Annotated in this window: 13 protein-coding genes; 5 read left to right on the forward strand and 8 right to left on the reverse strand. The window is 66.6% G+C overall.

Annotation, left to right across the window (positions count from 1 at the left end; all coding sequences use genetic code 11):
• Positions 1–373: 373 nt before the first annotated feature.
• The gene (locus tag CFB89_RS21545; RefSeq protein WP_089470557.1) at positions 374–1,633 is read right to left on the reverse strand and encodes an oligosaccharide flippase family protein; all 1,260 of its coding nucleotides are present in this window, start codon (positions 1,631–1,633) and stop codon (positions 374–376) included.
• A 557-nt stretch (positions 1,634–2,190) separates the two neighbouring features.
• On the opposite strand from CFB89_RS21545, the gene CFB89_RS21550 reads away from it, so the two are divergent.
• Complete coding sequence (locus CFB89_RS21550) at positions 2,191–4,044, forward strand: serine aminopeptidase domain-containing protein (protein ID WP_089469645.1); 1,854 nt, start codon at positions 2,191–2,193, stop codon at positions 4,042–4,044.
• 161 nt (positions 4,045–4,205) lie between these two features.
• Here CFB89_RS21550 and CFB89_RS21555 read toward each other — a convergent pair whose 3' ends face one another.
• The gene (locus CFB89_RS21555; protein ID WP_256979736.1) at positions 4,206–4,658 is read right to left on the reverse strand and encodes a hypothetical protein; all 453 of its coding nucleotides are present in this window, start codon (positions 4,656–4,658) and stop codon (positions 4,206–4,208) included.
• A gap of 77 nt (positions 4,659–4,735) precedes the next feature.
• On the opposite strand from CFB89_RS21555, the gene CFB89_RS21560 reads away from it, so the two are divergent.
• The 3 genes from CFB89_RS21560 to CFB89_RS21570 are packed head-to-tail and all read left to right on the forward strand — an operon-like array spanning position 4,736 to position 9,620.
• Positions 4,736–5,953 carry a polysaccharide biosynthesis/export family protein gene (locus tag CFB89_RS21560; protein ID WP_089469647.1) on the forward strand — a complete coding sequence of 406 codons (1,218 nt, stop codon included), beginning with the start codon at positions 4,736–4,738 and terminating at the stop codon, positions 5,951–5,953.
• 59 nt (positions 5,954–6,012) lie between these two features.
• The gene (locus tag CFB89_RS21565; RefSeq protein WP_089469648.1) at positions 6,013–8,286 is read left to right on the forward strand and encodes a polysaccharide biosynthesis tyrosine autokinase; all 2,274 of its coding nucleotides are present in this window, start codon (positions 6,013–6,015) and stop codon (positions 8,284–8,286) included.
• Positions 8,283–9,620 (forward strand): oligosaccharide repeat unit polymerase, encoded by a 1,338-nt coding sequence (locus tag CFB89_RS21570; protein WP_089469649.1) that lies wholly within the window; start codon positions 8,283–8,285, stop codon positions 9,618–9,620. The genes CFB89_RS21565 and CFB89_RS21570 overlap by 4 nt, the downstream gene beginning before the upstream one ends.
• A 72-nt stretch (positions 9,621–9,692) precedes the next feature.
• Here CFB89_RS21570 and CFB89_RS21575 read toward each other — a convergent pair whose 3' ends face one another.
• From CFB89_RS21575 to CFB89_RS21590, 4 genes are all read right to left on the reverse strand, one after another.
• Positions 9,693–10,745 (reverse strand): acyltransferase family protein, encoded by a 1,053-nt coding sequence (locus CFB89_RS21575; protein WP_089469650.1) that lies wholly within the window; start codon positions 10,743–10,745, stop codon positions 9,693–9,695.
• Positions 10,746–10,875: 130 nt separating this feature from the next.
• The gene (locus CFB89_RS21580) at positions 10,876–11,955 is read right to left on the reverse strand and encodes a glycosyltransferase family 1 protein (protein ID WP_089470558.1); all 1,080 of its coding nucleotides are present in this window, start codon (positions 11,953–11,955) and stop codon (positions 10,876–10,878) included.
• Between the two features lie 21 nt (positions 11,956–11,976).
• Complete coding sequence (locus tag CFB89_RS21585; protein ID WP_089469651.1) at positions 11,977–13,125, reverse strand: glycosyltransferase; 1,149 nt, start codon at positions 13,123–13,125, stop codon at positions 11,977–11,979.
• 317 nt (positions 13,126–13,442) lie between these two features.
• On the reverse strand, positions 13,443–14,489 hold the full coding sequence (locus CFB89_RS21590) for a glycosyltransferase family 2 protein (RefSeq protein WP_089469652.1): 1,047 nt from the start codon (positions 14,487–14,489) through the stop codon (positions 13,443–13,445).
• A gap of 291 nt (positions 14,490–14,780) precedes the next feature.
• Between CFB89_RS21590 and CFB89_RS21595 the strand changes: the two genes are divergently transcribed.
• Positions 14,781–16,064 (forward strand): nitrous oxide reductase family maturation protein NosD, encoded by a 1,284-nt coding sequence (locus CFB89_RS21595; protein ID WP_089469653.1) that lies wholly within the window; start codon positions 14,781–14,783, stop codon positions 16,062–16,064.
• Between the two features lie 77 nt (positions 16,065–16,141).
• Here CFB89_RS21595 and CFB89_RS21600 read toward each other — a convergent pair whose 3' ends face one another.
• Together CFB89_RS21600 and CFB89_RS21605 are read right to left on the reverse strand one after the other, a co-directional pair.
• Positions 16,142–17,719, reverse strand: a complete 1,578-nt coding sequence (locus CFB89_RS21600) for a mannose-1-phosphate guanylyltransferase/mannose-6-phosphate isomerase (RefSeq protein WP_089469654.1) — start codon at positions 17,717–17,719, stop codon at positions 16,142–16,144.
• Positions 17,716–18,294, reverse strand: coding sequence for a drug:proton antiporter (locus CFB89_RS21605; RefSeq protein WP_089470559.1), 579 nt, complete (start codon positions 18,292–18,294; stop codon positions 17,716–17,718). The genes CFB89_RS21600 and CFB89_RS21605 overlap by 4 nt, the downstream gene beginning before the upstream one ends.
• Between the last annotated feature and the right edge of the window lie 986 nt (positions 18,295–19,280).

A 19,280-nucleotide genomic window follows, 5' to 3' on the forward strand; every position in this document is an offset into this window, starting at 1 on the left:
GGAATCGTTACGGCCGGTTGGGCTCGATCGACCAACGCGGACGGCGACGCGGACCGTCCGGCACTGACGAATCGGATGTAGCGATTCTCTGCAGCGACTAATCGTACGAATGTAGTTTGACTACAGCATCGGTGTTTCTACCGATCCGTGTGATCTTTATTTCGTAGGGGCGAGCGGTGGGGCGAAAAGGCGGTCATCGTTCCCGATCGGGTATGCGCGGCGGAGTAAGAAGTACCTGTGCGCGGGCGTTCGGAGGGGGCGGAAGGTTGGGGCGTGTATGCCCGTACGGCACGGTTCGTTGCGCGCGCATCGAACGGACAGCATCGGGATGCCGGCCGCCTCGTGGGGAAAGCCGCGCAGCAGCGACGATGGGCTAGCCGCGTCGAGCGACCGGACTGCCGGGCATCGGAATCCCGGCGCGATAGACGACGGTCGCGAGTGCCGCGGCGACCGCGGCCTCGGCCGTCAGCACGGCGACGGCGGCGCCCCGCTCGGCGAAGAACCTGGCGAGCACGGGCACCAGCACGATGTTCAGAATGCCCGATGACATCAGGATGCGCGTGAATGCCGACTTCATCCCGAGCGGAAGCATCGTTTGCACGCCGAACAGGTCGGTCATGCCGGCCATGAACGGAATGAAGGCCATCCAGCGCAGCACCTGGACCGTCGGTTCGTATGACGGGCCATACAGGATCCGCACGGCGAGCGGCGCACCGAAGAAAATCGCGAGCGAGATGCCGAGCACCATCGCGACCTGAACGACGAACAGCTTGCGCAGGAACGAGAACGCGTCGTTGCGCGCGTGCCGCATCAGGTAGCTGATGCGCGGATAGGTGGCGGCCTTCAGCGGCTGCAGCATGCTGAGCGCCGCGCGGATCAGCTTGTCGCCGGCGGCGAAGTAGCCTGCCGCGACGTTGCCCGATACGAAGCCGAGCAGCACGGTGTTGGTCGACGCATAAAACGCGATGGACGTCGACGCGAGGAACACCTGCCAGCCGCCTTTCAGTGATTCGGCGATGTCGGCCGTGCCGACGCGCACGAAGTCGATTTCACGGTTGAAGTACAGATAGGCTGCCAGCGCGATCGCGGACAGCGTCGGCACCGCGGCGTTGACGATCATCGCGCGGTCGATGTCCGCCGGGCTGTGCACGAGCGCAAACATGGCCGGCAGGCTCAGGATGCGCCCGACGAACAGGATCATGCTGAGCGCGCGCAGCTTTTCCATTCCCTGGAAATACCAGCCCGGCGTGAACGCCACGCCGGCGACCATCCCGAACCCGATCAGCAGCAGGTCGCGGTCTTCGCCGAAGCGCTCGACCGCAAAGGTCAGCGCGATGAGCACGACGAAGCAGATCACCGCGATGCCGATCTGCGCGTATAGCGTCGCCCAGAAGATGCGCGAGCGTTCGGCGCGGTTGTCGCGAGCGAGCGCGATGCGTGGCGTGGCGGTCAGGTCGAAGCTGTAGCTCGTGCAGTTGGTGAGATACGCGATGACGGCGAGCGAGAACGCGAGCTGCCCGTAGCCCTCCGGCCCGAGGGCGTGCGTCAGCAGCGGTGCGATCAGCAGCGGCACGGCGTACATCGAAATCTGCAACGTCAGCAGCAGCAGGAAATTCTTCTTGAGGTTTGACATTCGCTCGGTCGGCGCCGTGAGTGTCGCAGTGCGGCGGCATGAGGCCGCGGTGCGCGCGTGCATCCGGCCGGCGCTGACCCGGATTGCATGGGTTGGAGGCGGTCCGGCGTCGCCGGGCACGGCCACATCGTATGGCGGCCATGATACGGGCCGCACGGGACGACTATGTTCGCGAGCCTACCGTTCACGGATTCCGTTCGGGCGCGCGGCATGAATCCCGACACCGCGCGCGTCGTCGTGCGTTGTCGTGTCGCGACGGCGATGAATCTATTTGTAAGCTGCCGCACCGAAGGGCGCGCGGACCGAGTGCTTTAATCGATCGCACTGTTTTGGTTCACGGTGCAAACCGCCTGACGATGCCTCGGTCACGCAACGTCACCTCCCGCGTGCATGGCGAGCAGGGCAACGCATGGAACCGGGCGGGCCGCGCAGGGGCGCGGCGGGGGCTGCTGCCACGCGTGCATCGACGACTCGCACGAGCGTGGATCGCTCATGCCGGTGGAGCGGCCCGAACGCTTGTCCGCGTCCGATAAAAATACCGATCCGAGGAGTACCGATTGAAGCCGATTACGTTCGGCAGCTGCGTGGGGTGGCTGCACGAAGGACAGACGACACAAGGTGTGATCCTGTGCGAATCGTTGGGACACGAGGCATCGTGGACGCACAAGCTCATGCGGGCGATCGCCGAGCGCCTTGCCCGCGACGGCGTCACGGTGTTGCGATTCAACTATCCGTGCACCGGCGATTCCGCGGGCGACGATCGTGACGCCGATCGGCACGCCGCGACCATCGGCAGCATTCACGATGCGATCGATCTGCTGCGCGACCAGGTCGGTGTCGCATCGCTGACGCTCGTCGGAATCCGCGCGGGCGCGCTGTTCGCGATGCTGGCCGCCGCGGGCGACGAGCAGCATCCGTCGCCGCGCGTCGACGCATTGGTGGCGCTCGCGCCGGCCGTGCGCGGACGCGCTTACCTTCGCGAGTTGTCGTTCGTGCATCGCCAGTGGCTCGACGTCACGTCGCCTGCGATTCGAGTCGCCCATCGTGACGAGCCTTGCATGAACGTTCTAGGGCACCGCTTTCCGGATGATTTCGTCGCTGCGTTGAAGGCGGTCGACCTGTGCGACGTCGTGCGCGATGCTCCGAGGCTGCCTGGCGCGATGCTGCTGATCCAGCCCGATCAGGACGGACCTGCGTTACGCGACGCGCTGCTCGCGCGAGGCGTGAGCGTGGCGGCCGATCCGTTCCGCGAATGGCCGACGACGATGCTGGACGGTACGCGTTCGCGCCTGCCGCTCGCGGCCATCGACACGCTCGCGCGCTGGATCGGCGAACGCGTGCCGCGCACGGCCGCCGGCGTCGACCCGACATGGCGGCACGATCCACCATGGAACGGCGAATCGGCCGCCGCGCTCGACATGACCGACATGACCGAGCAGGTCGTCGCCGTGGGGCCGGATCGACTGGTCGGCGTACTGTGCCGTCCCGCCGATACGGGGCCGGCGAATCCCGCCGCTCCGGCGCTCGTGATCGCGAATACGTCGACGAATCCGCGTAGCGGCGAAGGGCGCTTCAGCGTGCGTCTCGCGCGGACGCTCGCACGCGCCGGCGTCACGACGCTGCGGATCGACGTAAACGGCGTCGGTGACAGCGGGCCGGCCGCGCTCGACGACCAGTCGGGTGTCGTGTATTCGGCGCAGTCGAGCGACGACGTGGCGGCCGCCGCCGACTGGCTGCGTGCGCTTGGCCATGCTGACGTGATCGCGGCCGGCATCTGTTCCGGCGCCTATGCGGCATTGCATGCGGCCGTGAAGACACCCTCGCTCGGCGGCGTGATCGCGATAAACCTGGCGCGCTTCGTGTGGCCGGCCGGGCTCTCGCTCGACGCGGTGCAGAAGCAGCGGAACAACTCCGTGCGCGGCTACTGGCTGTCGGTGCGCGACTGGCAGAAGTGGAAACGCCTCGTGCGCGAACGGCGCGATTTGCGGCCGATCGTGCGCGCCGTCGCCGCCAATGCGGTTGCGCGGGTCAGCGTACCGGTGAAGGAGGCGGCCGCGCGCGTCGGCTGGAAGCCGCGCGCCGGCACACCACGCGGCGTGATGCATGTGCTTGCGCAACGCAATGTCCGGACGACCCTGGTGTATGGCGCGCTCGATCCCGGCATCGACGATGTCCGGCGCCACTTCGGCGCGATCGAGCATGCGTTCAGATGCTCGCGTCACGTACGGCTGCACCTCGAGCCGCAGGTCGATCACGCGGTGTACGGCGCGGTCGGCACGGACATCGTGATCGAGCGGTGCTTGCAGGCGCTCGGTCGCGACTTGACGCGGCCGGCCGTGCACGTTGCCGATCCCGTCGCGCGCGAAGCGGCTGCGGGATCGTACGCAAACGTGTCGGTCGGCAGCCCGTGAGGCGCGCGGTGCCGTATGCATCGCCGCTTTGGGGCGCGATCCCCGCTCCGTATGAAGATCGACGTTCGGTGGGGTCGCTCACAGACGCGCCGTTCGCCGTGGTGTCCAATCCCTTATCGATGCATGCACGGCGGTGCCGCGGCATGACCGGCCGGGATCGATCAGTCCCGATCGCCCGGCTTCGCATACGGTGATTTCGCGTAGGGCGATGCGTACAACGTGTCGCTGCGCCATACGTCGTCGGCGGGTGCATTGGCGACCTGCGCGCGATGTGGCCGAGTCGGCACGAGCGGCCGGCGCAACGCGATGCGGGCCCGCGTGTCGGGCTGGACGGCGGCGCTCGCGGCTGAACGAGCGATCGCGGGCGCTGTCGCCGCGGAGGCAGCCGTGACTGCGTCGGCGGCTTGCGCCGAGCGTTGTGGCGACACCGAGGCAACGAGCGTCGACGACGCGAAGGGCGGTGTGTCGGCAGGCGTGCCGGACAGCGTTTGTGCACCGGCGGTGCAGAGGAAGCCGGTCGACACGATGCAGACGAACGGCGTAAGCGACGAAGAGAAGTTCATGGCGGATCGTACGGAGTGACGTGCGGTGAAGAGGGCGGTGCGGCCATGCAATACAAGCCGCGCTGGGCAAGCGTAATGCCGGAATTCGCCGCGTTTGGCGGGTTACCGCACAGTTTTGGAAGGACACCATGTCAATCACCACGCAACCGGAATCGATGCGCGGCGCGCCGCGGCCCGGCGCCCGTCGCGCACCGTGGCTGTCGCGTATGGCGATCGTGGCGGCCGCATGCGCGCTGAGCGCATGTGCGCTGTCGCCCGGCATGACTTACCGCGCGCCGGCCGAGCGCGACGCGAATGCGCGCGTGAGCGCCGACGCCTCGGGTTCGGGCGGCCTCGACGGCGTGCAGAACGTGTCGAGCGAGGATCTGATCGAGATCACGCCGGCATTCGTCGCACAGCACCAGGCGGGGCGGTCGGCCAACGTCGACGCGGAGATCCGCCGACTGTTCGGCAAGCCGACGCCGTACACGATCGGCCCCGGCGACGTGCTGAGCATCGTCGTGTGGGACCATCCCGAATTGAACCTGCCGACGACACAGACGGTCGGCGGCGGCGACGGTGTCGGCGCGAGCTCGGTCGCGACGGGCTATACGGTCGACGCGACCGGCAACGTCCAGTTCGCATACGCGGGCCTCGTGCACGTGGCGGGATTGACCGAGGCAGAGGCGCGCGCGCTGCTGATGAAGCGGCTCGGCGAATACGTGCGCAAGCCGCAGCTCGCGTTGCGCGTGCAGAGCTACCGCAGCAAGCGGGTCTATCTCGACGGCGAAGTGCGCACGCCGGGTCTGCAGATCGTCAACGACATGCCGATGACGCTGCCCGAGGCGATCGACCGCGCGGGCGGTTTCACGCCGACGGCGGATCGCTCGCAGGTCTCGGTGACGCGCGGCGACACGACCGTCAACGTGAGCCTGCCTGCACTGATCGCGGCGGGCGTGAACCCGTCGAACATCCTGTTGCGCGACGGCGATCTCGTGCGCGTGCGCGCGACGAGCGACGCGAAGGTATTCGTGCTCGGCGAGGTATCGCGGCCCGCGACGCTGACGTTGACCGACGGCCGGATGAGCCTCGGCGAAGCGCTCGGCGACACGGGCGGCGTGAGTCAGTACACGTCGGACGCGCGCCAGGTGTTCGTCGTGCGCCGCGGCCCCGACAACCGCCCGCGGGTGTACCACCTCGACGGCAGCTCGCCCGCGTCGTTCGCGCTCGCCGATCAGTTTCCGCTCGAGCGGCGCGACGTCGTGTTCGTCGATGCGTCGTCGCTGGTGCGCTGGAGCCGCGTCGTGAACCTGCTGATTCCGTCGTCCGCGCAAGGGGCTCTGACGGCGAAAGCCATTTCGCCGTGATGCACGAGGCGGATTTCGTGACCGCGACCGTGCGTCGCGCCATACGGGACTGATGCTGTATGAACACTTCGACCCTGCCTGACCCGCACAGCGGGCGCATTTTGCGGCCGTCCTATCCGGTGCGCCGCTACTGGAGCATGCTGTACGGCGGCCGGCGACTGATCGTTTGCACCGCGCTCGCGGGCGCGCTCGCGGGCGGCCTGTATGCGCTGTTCGCGGCCCCCGTCTACCGCTCCGACATCCTGTTCCAGGTCGAGCAAAGCCCGACCGATTCGAAGCAGACGTCGCCGCCCGGCGATCCGTCGTCGGTGTTCGATCTGAAGACCGATGCATCGACCGAGATCGAGGTGCTCAAATCCCGTGCGGTGCTCGACCGCGCGATCGATAGCACGAACCTCGCCCTCGACGCACGGCCGCATTACCTGCCGCTGATCGGCTGGCGCTTGGTGAACGCGGCCGACGGGTTGTCGTCGCCGTTGCCGGGCGGATATGTGTACGGCACCGAGCGCATCGACGTGCCGACCTTCGACGTGCCCAAGCGCCTGCTCGGCAAGCGCTTCGCGCTGACCGTCGGCGACGACGGCGCCTACACGCTGCAGCGCACGGGCTTTTTCGGCCGGAAAGGACCGGTATGGCAGGGCCGCATCGGCCAGCCGCTGCACGTCGAGACGCCGCAGGGGCCGATCGACGTGTTCGTGCGCGACGTGGCCGGCCAGCCCGGCGCACGCTTCGACCTGACGCGCTACAGCGACGAGGAGGCGACGACGTGGCTGCAGAAGAACGCGCTGATCTCGGAGCGCGGCAAGCAGTCGAACATGATCGGCGTGACGCTCGACGGCATCGATCCCGTGCACGACAGCCGTGTGCTGAACGCGATCGGGGATGCGTATCTGGCGCAGAACACGCAGCGCAAGTCCGAGGCGGCCGACAAGCTGATCCGGTACATGGACGGCCAGTTGCCGCAATTGAAGGCGCAGCTGGAAGCGGCGGAGAGCCGTTTCAACGCATTCCGGGCATCGCACGGGACGGTCAATACGAGCGATGAGGCACTGGCATTGCGTCAACAGTCGGTCGACATCGAGACGCGTGTGCAGACGCTGCAGCAGCAGCGCGAGGAACTGCTGACGCGCTTCATGCCGAAGCATCCGGCCATCGTGGCCGTCGATGCGCAGCTCGCCGATGCGCAGCGCTCGCTCGACACGACCCGCAAGCAGATCCAGCAACTGCCGGGCGTCGAGCAGGGCGTGCTGCAACTGCAGCGCGACGTGGCCGTCGACACCGCGCTGTACACGAACCTGCTCAATACGCGCCAGCAGATGGTTCTCGCGCGTGCCAGCAAGACGGGCACCGTGCGGATCGTCGATACGGCGAAGGTCGCCGAGCAACCGATCGGTCCGCATCGCGGAGTCGCGGTGGTCGGCTTGCTGATGGTCGGCCTGCTGGCGGGTGCGGCGATCGTGATCGCCCGGCAGCGCGTCGTCGGCACGATCGGCGACGCGGAGGAAATCGAATGGGCGACGGGTTTGCCGGTGTTCGCGACGGTCCCGCACAGCGCCATCGCGGCACAAGCGGAGCTGCAATCAAAGGTACGCCGGCGCGGCCGCCACATGCTGGCGACGCAGGCCGAGGGGCAGGACGCGGCGCTCGAAAGCCTGCGCAATTTCCGGGCGTCGCTGCAACTGTCGATGCCGGCCGCATCGAATCCCGTCGTGCTGATTTCGGGGCCGACGACGGGCGTCGGCAAGTCGTTCGTGGCGGCCAATATCGCGTCGCTCGTGGGCGCCGCGAAACGGCGCGTCCTGCTGATCGATGCCGACTTGCGCAAGGGCTCGCTGCACGACCGGTTCCGCTATAGCCGCGCGCCAGGGCTGTCCGACGTGGTGGCGGGCACCCACACGCTCGACGAGGCAATCAAACGCGGCGTCGCACCGGGCCTGGATTTCATCGCGATGGGCAACGTCGTGCCCGATCCGGGCGAACTGCTGCTGCAGCCCGTGCTCGCGGAACTGATCGAGCGGGTCGCGTCGCGCTACGACATGGTCGTGCTCGACGGCCCGCCGTTGCTCCCGGTCGCCGATGCATTGGTGCTGGGGCGCCTGACGGGCACCGTGTTCCTCGTCGCGCGTAGCGGCGTGACGACGTTGACGGAACTCGACGAAAGCGCGCGGCGGCTCGAGCACGCGCATATCGGCGTGCGCGGCGTGATCCTGAACGACTACAAGGGCGCGCCGGGACGGTACGACTACGGCTATAACGACGCGAACACGCATCAGGCCACCGCCGGGTTGGCGGGGATGATGGCGCCGCGGCAACGGGCGGAACGCCCGTCATGAACCGCCGAGCGGGCAGGGTGGGGGCCGGGCCGCGACAAGGCCCGGCGACGCTGCGCAGGACGGCGCGCGTGCGCAGTGCCGCGGGCGGTTATACGGGCTACTGGTGGGAAGATCCGGCCCGGCTCGTGCTGATGTTCATCCTGCCTTTGTACGGATTGCTGTCGCTCAGCCTGCTGGGCGACCAGAAGTCGATCGCGCGAATCTATTTCGACGGCTACTACGCGTTCGTCGGCGCGCTGTTCCTGATGGTGGTGGCGGCGACGGCGTGGCTCGCGACGGCCGAAGCGCGGACGCGGCGCGGGCCGCCGGAAATGCCCGTCGAGGTGCCGCCGCGCGTGCTCGATTGCCTGTTTGCACTCGCGCTGTTCGGCAACCTCGTGATGATGAGCGGCGTCATCGCGCGTCCGGCGCTGCTGCTCGAGTTCCTGCACGGACAGGCTACCGCGTACGACATGCTCCAGCAGATCGGTCGCATCACCGGGTTGAGCTCGTTCACGCAGGCGACCTCGCCGTTCGTCGCACTCTATTTCTACGTGTTCCGAACACCGGTGAAAGGCCTGAACCGCTACAAGATCTACATGGCCGTGCTCGCGGTGCTGACGCTGCTGCGCAGCTTCCTCTTCGCGGAGCGCCTCGCGTTGATCGAGATGGTGATGCCGCTTGCGCTGATGGTCGTGCGGTTCCGGCTGCACGGCCGGTACGCGCGGCTGCTGACGCTCGGGCCGTACGCGGCGATCCCGCTGTTGTTCGCGCTGTTTATCGCGAACGAGTACAACCGGTCATGGGAAGCCTATTACGTCAACGTCTACGACAACATCTTCGACTTCGCGCTCGAACGGCTCGGCCTGTACTATTCGACGTCGCTGAACAACGGTGCGGGGATGCTTGCCGTGCTCGGCTGGGGGCAGGGCCATCCGATGTTCACGTTCGACTGGCTGATGCGCTTTCCGGTGATCGGCGCGACGTTTCAGCCGTGGTTCGATTCAAGCGACAGCTTCAACCTGTTTCTGAACAGCTACGCGGACCCGGAATTCAACAATCCGTCCGGGATCTTTGTCCACTTCTATGAATGGGGCTGGTTCGGGCTGCTCGACGCGGCCGTGCTCGGCTGGATGGTCGGCCGCAGCTATGCGGGCTGGCGCAGCGGCAACGGGTTCTGGTGTTGCGCGCACGCGGTGCTCTACGTGTCGTTGATGGAAATCATGCGCACGCCGAATCTGTTCAGCGGACGCAATTTCCTGCCGATCGTGCTGCCGATCATCGTGTTCCATTGGTTCGGGAAGCGGCCGGCGAGCGTGGCGACCGCCTCCGGACGCGGGACACGCGCCGCGTAAACGAACGGGCGGGACGGCAGTGCAACGGCATAGCCACTCGCAGGACGTCCGCCCCTCGGACGATCCCGACGCTCACGCGGTACGCGTGCGGACCGCCGTGTCGCGTCCTGGCCACGACGGGAAACCGGCAATGGGCGCGAACCCTGTCCGCAATGCGACCCGATAGACGACGATCGGAATCGCGACACCGGCCAGCGTGCCGAGTACGAGGTGTACTGCGAGATCGGTGATGCCGGCGCGCATCAGCACGATCCGTACGGCCGCCATCGCGAAGATGTGGGTCAGGTAGATCGGCATCGATGCGCAACCGATCGCCGCCAGCCATGCGGCGCGTGCCGGCCGTGACGCATACCGGTGCGCGAGTTGCAGCGCCAGCGCGATGCCCGAGAACGCGGCGGGAAGCGCCCAGATGCTCGTCGCACTACCGAAGCCGTGAGCGAATACGACTGCGGCGACGAACGCCGTTGCCGTTGCGGCGCATGCGGTTGGCCCGCTGTTGCGCGCGAGCCAGCCGGGTAACGCCTGCGACGCGAGGACGCCCGCCACGAAGAACGGCGCGTTCATCAGCGTGATCGACAGGATGCCCCACTGCGTCGCCGCGCCGAACATCAGCCCGAGCACCGCGCATCCGGCGAGCCAGACGCGCGCCCGCGATGGCATGGGGGCACGCGTCACGTTCGGCATGGCCGCCGCGAAAGCCCGCATGCCGAGCATGCAGAGCATCAGCGCATACAGGAACCAGAACTGCGCGAACGGTCGCCAGCCGATCGCGAGCAAATCGTTCAGCGTGAACGGATGATTGGTGCCGTGCGACGCCATTGCAATCTGCACGGCGCCCTGGGCGATCGACCACAGCAGGTACGGATACACGATCGTCCTGATCTTCGACCACAGGAAACCGTGCGGCGTGCGGCGCAGCGAACTGCAGACATGCAGGCCGGACAGGAAGAAGAACAACGGCATGTGGAACGTGTAGATCACGTAGTCGTTCCACGCGAATGCCGTGTCGGCCGCGCCCGCCGGCACGAGGTCGGCGGAGACGGCACCGCGCAGCACGTGCCCGTATACGACAAGAATGATTCCCGCGCCGCGGGCGACATCGAGGCTGGTTTCGCGAGCAGTCATGATGAAGGGGCGGCCGGCCCGTCAGGTTCCGCACCGCCGAGATATCGGACAGTCGTTCACTGTATGGCGGGCCGATGCGCAGGACAGTGCGCTGGGCGACAGTGGGTCGTCGTGCCGCCCGACGGATGTCCTACAGCCGCTCGAATATCGCGTTCATCATCTCGGCGCTTCGGCTCCAGCGATACTTCTCCGCATGCAGGCTTCCCTTGCGTTTGAGCTCGGCCCTGAGTGCGTCGGAATCGAGGAGGCTCCGCAATTTCCGCGCGATGTCGTCCTGCGAATACGGATCGCAGTACAGCGCTGCATCGGCACAGACTTCCGGCAGGGCGGCCGATTTGCCGACCACCGCGGGGCAGCCGTAGCGCATCGCCTCGAGAGGCGGTATGCCGAAGCCTTCGTAGATCGACGGATAAAGGAAGCATGCGGCGTTCTGATACAGCGCCTTCAATTGTTCGTCGCTGATATAGCCGACGTACTTGATGTTCGGTTCCGCCGCCGCCGTGGGGTCCTGCTTGCCGAACACGGTGGTGTTCCGCATCCCGACGATGACGAGATCGACCGACGGATCGTCGATCTGCCTGAACGCCGCGATCAGCCGGCCGAAGTTCTTGGTGGGATTCATGCTGCTGACCGCGAGCACGAACCGGTTCGGTGTCAGCGCATGCTTGTCGAGCACGCTGGCGTCCGGTTCGAGGGCGTCGAGATGATCCGCACCGAGCGGCACGACGCTGATCTTCTCCGCGGCAATTCCGCAGTGATGCGCGAGGCGATCCCGCGAGAAATAGGAGTTGGTCAGCACGCAGACGGAGGTGCGCGCCAGGATCCAGAACATGATCCGGTACCACATGCGAAACGGGCGCGAGAAATGCGCGGGCGTGTCGAACACCGCGGCATCGTGCATGTAGATGATCTGGTTGCCGATGAAAATGGATGCCGAATTGCTGAGATTGACGATGCGGCCGCGGCGCGCGAACAACGGGAGGACCAGTTGCTCCCAGACCACGCCCTTGTAAAAGCCGACTTTGACCGTCTTCGTTCCGCTTACCTCAATGCCGGGCTGCGGAGGCACCAGCACGGTGACCGGATCCTGCGGCTGAAATTTGACCAGTGCGGCGATCAGCTCGCGTGCGACGCGTTGCACGCCGGTTGTCTTCTGCGTGGTGAATCGGCCGTTGTAGACGAGTGGCTTCGATTTCTTGAACGAGATCATGTCCATAAGGGGATATCGAAATCAGGCTTTGACGTGATCCGCTGCAACCGGCTTGAAGTCGCGCGTGTCGACGCGCGGCTCGTCGGTGCCGAGTCCGTAAAGCGCATGCCATTGCCGGAAGATCGCGCTCATCGAAAACCGCTGAATGGCGCGATTTCGTGCTGCCTCGCCCATCTGCTCGCGAAGCTGCCGATCGTCGCGGAGCGTGGTCACGTACTCGACCATCTCGTCGGGGGTCGACGCGACATAGCCCGTCACGCCGTGAATCACCACGTCGCGATTGCCGACGACGTTCGTCACCACGGCCGGGATTCCGGCAACCTGCGCTTCGATCAGCGCGACCGGCATGCCTTCCCAGCGCGAGGTCTGGACATAGATGTCGAGTTCCGACGTCAGCGCCAGCGCGCGCTCGCGGGTCACCCAGCCGCTGCATGCGACGGCCTCGCGCGCGGCGGAATCCGGGATCTCGGCCGCGTTGCCGCCGATCCACAGAAACTCGACGCCGGCGCCGTGCAACGTGTCGGCGAGTCGTACGAATGCGTCATGATTCTTCTGGAACGACGCGCGACCGCTCATCCCGATCACGACCTTGTGGTCGTCGCGCGTACGGCGGGCCGGAATCTCCGCGACGTTCACGCCGTTTTCCACCAGGACCGCCGACCTCGGCCTGACTTTCCCGTTGATCTCGCCGAGCTCGCTGCCCGAGCACGCGACAATCGTGCCGCCGATGCGCGCCGCGATGCGCTCGAAGCTCAGATACGCGAACTGCTTGATGGGCGACACGTCGCAGCGCAGGAATGACAGGCCGTGCGGCGAGTAGAGGACCGTTGCATTCGGGGCGGCGATCCGGGCGGCGATGCGTCCCAGCACGCCGGCCTTCGACGAGTGCAGATGAATCGCGGTCGGCTTGCAGTCGCGCAGGTTACGGACGAGCGCGTGCACGCTGCGCAGATCCTGCCGGGCGTTGACCTCGCGCACCATGTCGACATGGACCAGCGTCACGTCGGGCCGGAACAGCGTCGGGAAATTGGCCGGCGTTTCGGGCCGGATCGAGTGCAGCACCGTCACGTCCACGCCGGCCGCGGCGGCATGATTGGCGAGATAGGTGAGCATCGACAGCACGCCGCCGCCAAATGCTTCGGCAATATGAACGATCTTTTCTCGGGTCATCTCTCGGTCTGTCGATTCGGTCGCGCTGTTCGTTGCCCTGTGCGACGATGGGGCGGCGTATCGTCAAGTCGTCAGCGAGTCACGCACACCGAACGTCCAATCCATTACGCATTCCTGATTGATTGATGCGGGATCGCCGCCGCCATTGCTTCCGGTTTGTCGTGCTTGGTCGAACGAACACGCGACGCGGCCGCGAATGTCTACTGTCACGCATGCATCAACTGGTCCGGACCATTGTGGAGCGCATGCCGCGCGCACTCGGTGCGATGGCTAACCGAACGAGCGAATCGGCTGCCGCAATCGCGCCCGGAAGGTATTCATCGCGCGTCGGCGCGCTGGGCGGGTGGCTTGCGTACGCGAGCGAGCGGATTGGACAGATAGCGGATCGCACGATTGCTCAGCGTCGACGACGGCAGCAAACACGCGAGCGACAACACGGTGACCGCCGCTTTCTTGGCCGGACGCCAGAACGGGTTGCGCAGCACGGTATGCCAATAGCGTCCCGATTCGCACAGGAACCAGCGCCAGCGACGCGCCAACGGCGCGCGATACAGCGTGCTCGCGAAGCGTGCCTTCTCGATGGCGAAGTCGCGTGGGGCAACCGGCAGCGCTTCACGCAACCGCATGCCGGCGAGCGTGCGCAGGATCGACCAGCGACGTTCGGCCTTCAGTGCACCCGTTGCCGCGTCTTCCGAATTGGCGAGCGCGAGGGCCGGGCCGTCGGCCGCGCCTGCGTTCGACTGCTGGTGCATGCGATAGCCGCCGAGTGTCGCATCGATCATGTGGACGGCACCGAGCAGTGCGATGCCGTAGATCGCGTAGAAATCGGCGCCATGCAGATTGTCGGCAGTGACCGGCACCGGAAAAATGCGTTTCAGCGCAGCGACCTGATACGCGTTGCCCGATGCAGGCGGCGACGGGTACAGCCAGCCCGCGCGCAACAGGCGGCCGCAATCCGTATCGACCACCGACTGCGGCACGCTCGCGCCGGTTCGTACGCCATCGTGCGCGATCACGTCGAGACGGAAATGGACCTTCACGAAATCGCCGGATGCGAACGCGGCGAGCACGCGTGCCGCGGCGTCGGCATAGAGCAGGTCGTCCGCGTCGAGCAGAATGACGTAGCGCGACGTGACATGCTCCAGCGCGCGGTTGTACGCGGCAACCTGACCGCGATTCTCCTGGAACACCGCGGCAATGCGCTCGCCGTACGAGCGAATGATGTCGCGCGAATCGTCGGTCGACCCGTCGTCGACGATCAGAACGCGCACGCCGCGCGTGGTCTGCGCGAGCGCCGAGTCAATCGCGTCGCGCAGATACTTGCCGTGGTTGTAGTTGCAGATTGCGATGGTCAGGTCGGTCATGTGCGGAAGTCGGACGGGCGGCGCGCGGACGATCGGGGTCATGATACGGATCGCGCGCCTGCGCACAGTTCGCGAGCCTACCGTTCGGGCATTCGCGCACACGTGGAATATTGCGTCGTCGACGCGCTGCCCGAGCGCTTGGTCTGATGACGCACCGAAGCCGTTCGGAACCGCTGATCTAATCAAGGTTGGAGCGTCGCCGCTTTCGTCGGCTTCGCGCGCAGGCCACGCAGTCGGCCGTCGACACGTGCGGTTCGACGCGCACGAAGACTTGCCAGGGAAACGTAAGATATGCATGAATTGCAACGCCTGTCGCGCATTGTGGTCGCCGGCATGTGCATGGCGGCCGCGCTATCGTGGCCGGAGTTGGCCGTGCACGCGGCCTCCGCGACCAAACCGGCCGCGCTCGATGCGGCGGTACCGGACGCTTACGTGCGTCCGGACCCCGCAGCGGCAGATCAGGGCGACGCGCTGCAACGCGCGCTCGACGCGCTGCGGCCGGGGCAGCGGCTCGTATTCGCACCGGGGCGCTATGTCGTCAGCCGGTCGCTCGTCGTGCGGCAGGCGCGTGTGGTGCTGTCGGGATTCGGCGCGACGTTGATCGCGACAACGCCGAACGATCAGACGATCGAGCTGCGCGGCGACGGTACGACGCTCGTCGGGTTCCGGCTCACGGGAACCGGCGCGACGCGTCTCACGACGCCCGGGTCGACGAAGATCGAGGTAACGGGGCGCGACGTGCAGGTGCTCGACAACATCGTCGACGGCGGCGCAGGGGCGGGCATTTTCGTGTTCGGCGGCGCGGATGTCGCGATCGTCGGCAACGAGGTGCTGTCGACGCTGGCGGACGGCATTCACATGACGCACGGCTCGCACAACGTGCTGGTGCAGGGCAATGTCGTGCGCGGAACCGGCGACGACATGATCGCCGTGGTGAGCTACCAGGCGGAAGGCGTGCTGACCCGCAACGTGATGATTACCGGCAACTCGCTGGAGGGCAACCCGTGGGGCCGTGGCATCACCGTGGTCGGCGGCGCGGACGTTACGATTTCGGACAACATCGTGCGCAACGTGCAGGTCAGCGCCGGGATTCTCGTCGCGCAGGAAGACAGCAACCACACTGTCGGCTCGTCCGACGTCCGGATCGAGCGCAACGTGATTGCCGATATCCAGACCGCGACGGGCCGGACCGATTCGCGTCCGCTCACGCAGCAAGCGGCGATCGAGGTCAGCACGTGGTCCGGTTCGGTGTCGCGCGTGACCGTGATCGGCAATCGCGTTTCGAATGCGCGATTCGATGGCATTCGGTTGTGGGGCAACGTCTCGGACATACGGCTGGCGGACAACCGGCTGTCGGGAATCGGCGGCATGCCGGTGCGGGTCGGACCTGAACCGGAGTGCGCAACCGGCGCGCCCGCGGGCGCGTCTGCGAACAATCGGGCAAGAGGCGCTCCGTGCACGAGCGCGCGCCTGTCGCGGCCGGGTGCGCCTGATGCCGTCGGCGCCGATACGTCATTGCTGCCGCGCGTGCGCGAATCCGTCAGACGGGCGCGCTGGTCCCAACGCGTCGATTGATCGTGCGGTGCGCGGCCCACGCGCCGGCGCGATTCGCATGCAGCGGTCGAACGGCGTCGCGTTCCTCCGCCTTCTCGTCAGCCTGGTTCTCCGGCCGAGAGCGGTACGACCGGCGTGGGCTGCGCGGAAGTCGTCCTTGACGATGGTTGAGCCGTCCCGACGACTGTCCGCCCATACTGATCGTCGAACCGCACGATATCGTCCTCGCCGAGATAATTTCCCGATTGCACCTCGATGATTTCGAGCGGAATCCGGCCGGGATTCTCGAGTCGATGCACTTCACCGACGGCGATATACGTCGATTCGTTCTCGCACAGCAGGAACGTCTCGGCGCCGCGCGTCACCTTCGCGGTGCCGCGCACGACGATCCAGTGCTCCGCACGGTGGTAATGCATCTGGAGCGACAGCTGCCTGCCGGGTTCGACGACGATCCGCTTCACCTGGAAGCGCTCGCCGAAATCGATCGAATCGTAATGGCCCCACGGCCGCTGCACCTTGCGGTGCTCGCTCGCCTGCGGGCGGCGGTCGGTCTTCAGGCGTTCAACGATGTTCTTCACGCGCTGCACGTCGTGCTTGTTCGCCACCAGCACCGCATCGGCCGTCTCGATCACGACGACGTCCTTCATCCCGACGCACGCGATGAGGCGGCCTTCCGAACGCACGAGGCTGTCCTGCGTATCCTCGAACACGATCGGGCCGCGCGCGACGTTGCCGTGATCGTCCTTCGGCATGATTTCCCAGATCGCGTCCCACGTGCCGACGTCCGACCAGCCCGCCGCGAGCGGCACCACGATGCCTTCGATGCCGAGCTCGCCGTGTTCCGCGAGGCGCTCCATCACCGCATAGTCGATCGAATCCGACGGGCACGCGTCGAAGGCCGCCGCATCGATCCGGAAGAACGGATCGTCGGCGACACCCGCGCGCCACGCGTTCTCGCAAGCGGCGTGGATGTCCGGCGCGAGCGCGCCGATCGCCTTCAGCCAGACCGATGCGCGCGTGACGAAGATCCCGCTGTTCCACCAGTAATCGCCCGATTGCAGATAGCGTTCGGCGAGCGTCGCATCGGGTTTTTCGACGAAACGCCCGATCGCGTAGCCGCCCTGGCTGCCGTGGCGGCCCGAGCGCGGCTCGCCGACCTGGATGTAGCCGTAGCCCGTCTCCGCGCGGCGCGGCAGCACGCCGAGCATGACGATCGCGCCCTCCTGCGCATAGCGCGCCGCGCGTGCGATCGCGTCCTGGAACGCGCCGACATCGACGATCACGTGGTCGGCCGGCATCACGGCCAGCACGGGATCGTCGGCGAGCGCGCTCGCGTCGAGCGCCGCCAGCGTCAGCGCGGGTGCGGTGTTGCGCGCGGCCGGCTCCAGCAGGATGCGGGCGGGCGCCGAGCGGCCTTGTACTTGCTCGGCGCTCATGAAGCGATGCTGTTCGCCGCAGACGAGCAGCAGCGTGTCGCCGAGCGACGCGTTCGCGATGCCGTTCAGGCGGCGCGCCGTCGCCGACAGCGGCGACTCGTTCGAGACCAGCTCGATCAGCTGCTTCGGATACTGCTCGCGCGACAGCGGCCATAGCCGCGTGCCGGAGCCGCCGGCGAGAATCACCGGCAGGATGCTCGGCAGATCCGGTTCGGGAACGGGGCGAAGGGTACGGGTCATCGGTTCGCTCCGGTATCGGCGGGCAGCCGGGTGCGCGCGCGGCCGTCGGCGCGCGTGTCGTCGTTGCGCGAGACTGAAACGGCCCGCGACAGCAGGTGACGCAGCGCGCCGGCCGCACGGTCGGCCGATCGTACCAGGCCGACGAACGGCGCACCCTGTTCGAGATACGGGCCGTAGGCCTTGCGGAATCCGAACTGTTTGTAGAACGCCTGACGCGGCGCCGGGACGTGCGTGCGCACCGCGGTGTCCGGCCATGCGGCCTGCGCGGCGGTGAGCGCGCGCCCGATCAGGCGTTCGAGCGTGTCGTCGTCGCGGCAGCTTTCGCTCGTCAGCACCTTGTCGATCACGACGTCCGGATCGATGTCGTCGCCAGGCAGGATGCGTGCGTACGCGGCGACTTCCGTGGTGTCGCCGTTGCGCACGCTCGCATAGACGTGCAGTGCGCCCACGTCCTTGCCGTCGATGTCGAGATGCGTGTGCGCATCCTCGACCACCAGCACGGCGTTGCGCGCGCGCAGGATTGCATAGAGATCGACGGCGCTCAGATGTTCGAATTCACAACAATGCCATTCCATGATGCTGTCCTCGCGTGATGCCTTCGGCACGCCGCGCCGCACGGACGCGATCGTTCCGTGCGGCGCGGCGATCTTCATCATCCGGATGCGTGGCGTGGCGGTCTGTTCGAAAGCGTACTCACGCTCCGGATTCGCATGCACGGCGCGGGATACGAGGCGACGTGGGCGTCGCGGAGCGTCGCAATGTGCGGTAGCACACACCGTCGGGGCCGGTGCCTTTTCATAATGGGTTGATCGTGGCGGCCTGCAATGAAGCGCGCCGGCCGACATCGGACGCAAACCGGTCGTCGGGACGCGGGACCGAGGATTGCGGTGTTTTTCGATGGGCCGGTCGCGCGGTTGCACCGCCATGGTGATCGGCCGGTGCGTCGGCTTCCGGTCGAGACCTGCGGGGCGGCCGATCGCCAGGAGGGCCGTCGTGCTGCACCGCGCGGCGCTGGTTCCGGGCGCCCGACGCCTGGAACCCACGGTTGTCGGCGGGAATTCGCCGAAAAGAGGCGGCGCGGCGCGATGCCGGTGATTACGACGTGTAACGGCTGGGCAGCCCGCGCGCCGGCGCCATGCGATGCCGCGACCCGGCGGCGCTCGCGATTATGCGGTCCGGGCGGACGGTCCCACGCACTTTTGGGAGATTTCGGTGAAAATCGCAGGTAATCGACAGTATCAATCTTGCGGAAAAGTAGTATTTGCCACTGATTGACGGGAATGGTCGGAGATAATCAAATCTCAGTGGCCAAAAGTGCGCAGCGCCGGGTCACGGGCAGCGTAACCGACTGATTCAGGATTATCTTTTGGTAACAAGGTCATCTCGAAACGGGGTGTAAATTGAGGTGCGGATGAAATGGGGCGGCCAATCCGGGCGCGGTTTGGCGGCCTTCCGGTTCCGTATCGGGCGCGACCGTCGTATACGACGCGACGCACATGCGGACGGATTGTCCGTTTGCCGGCGTGCCCCGCCTGACGGCGGGTCGCTTCAAAGCCGGAAT

The organism is Burkholderia sp. AU16741 (genome assembly GCF_002223345.1).
GTDB classification, from domain to species: Bacteria; Pseudomonadota; Gammaproteobacteria; order Burkholderiales; family Burkholderiaceae; genus Burkholderia; species Burkholderia sola.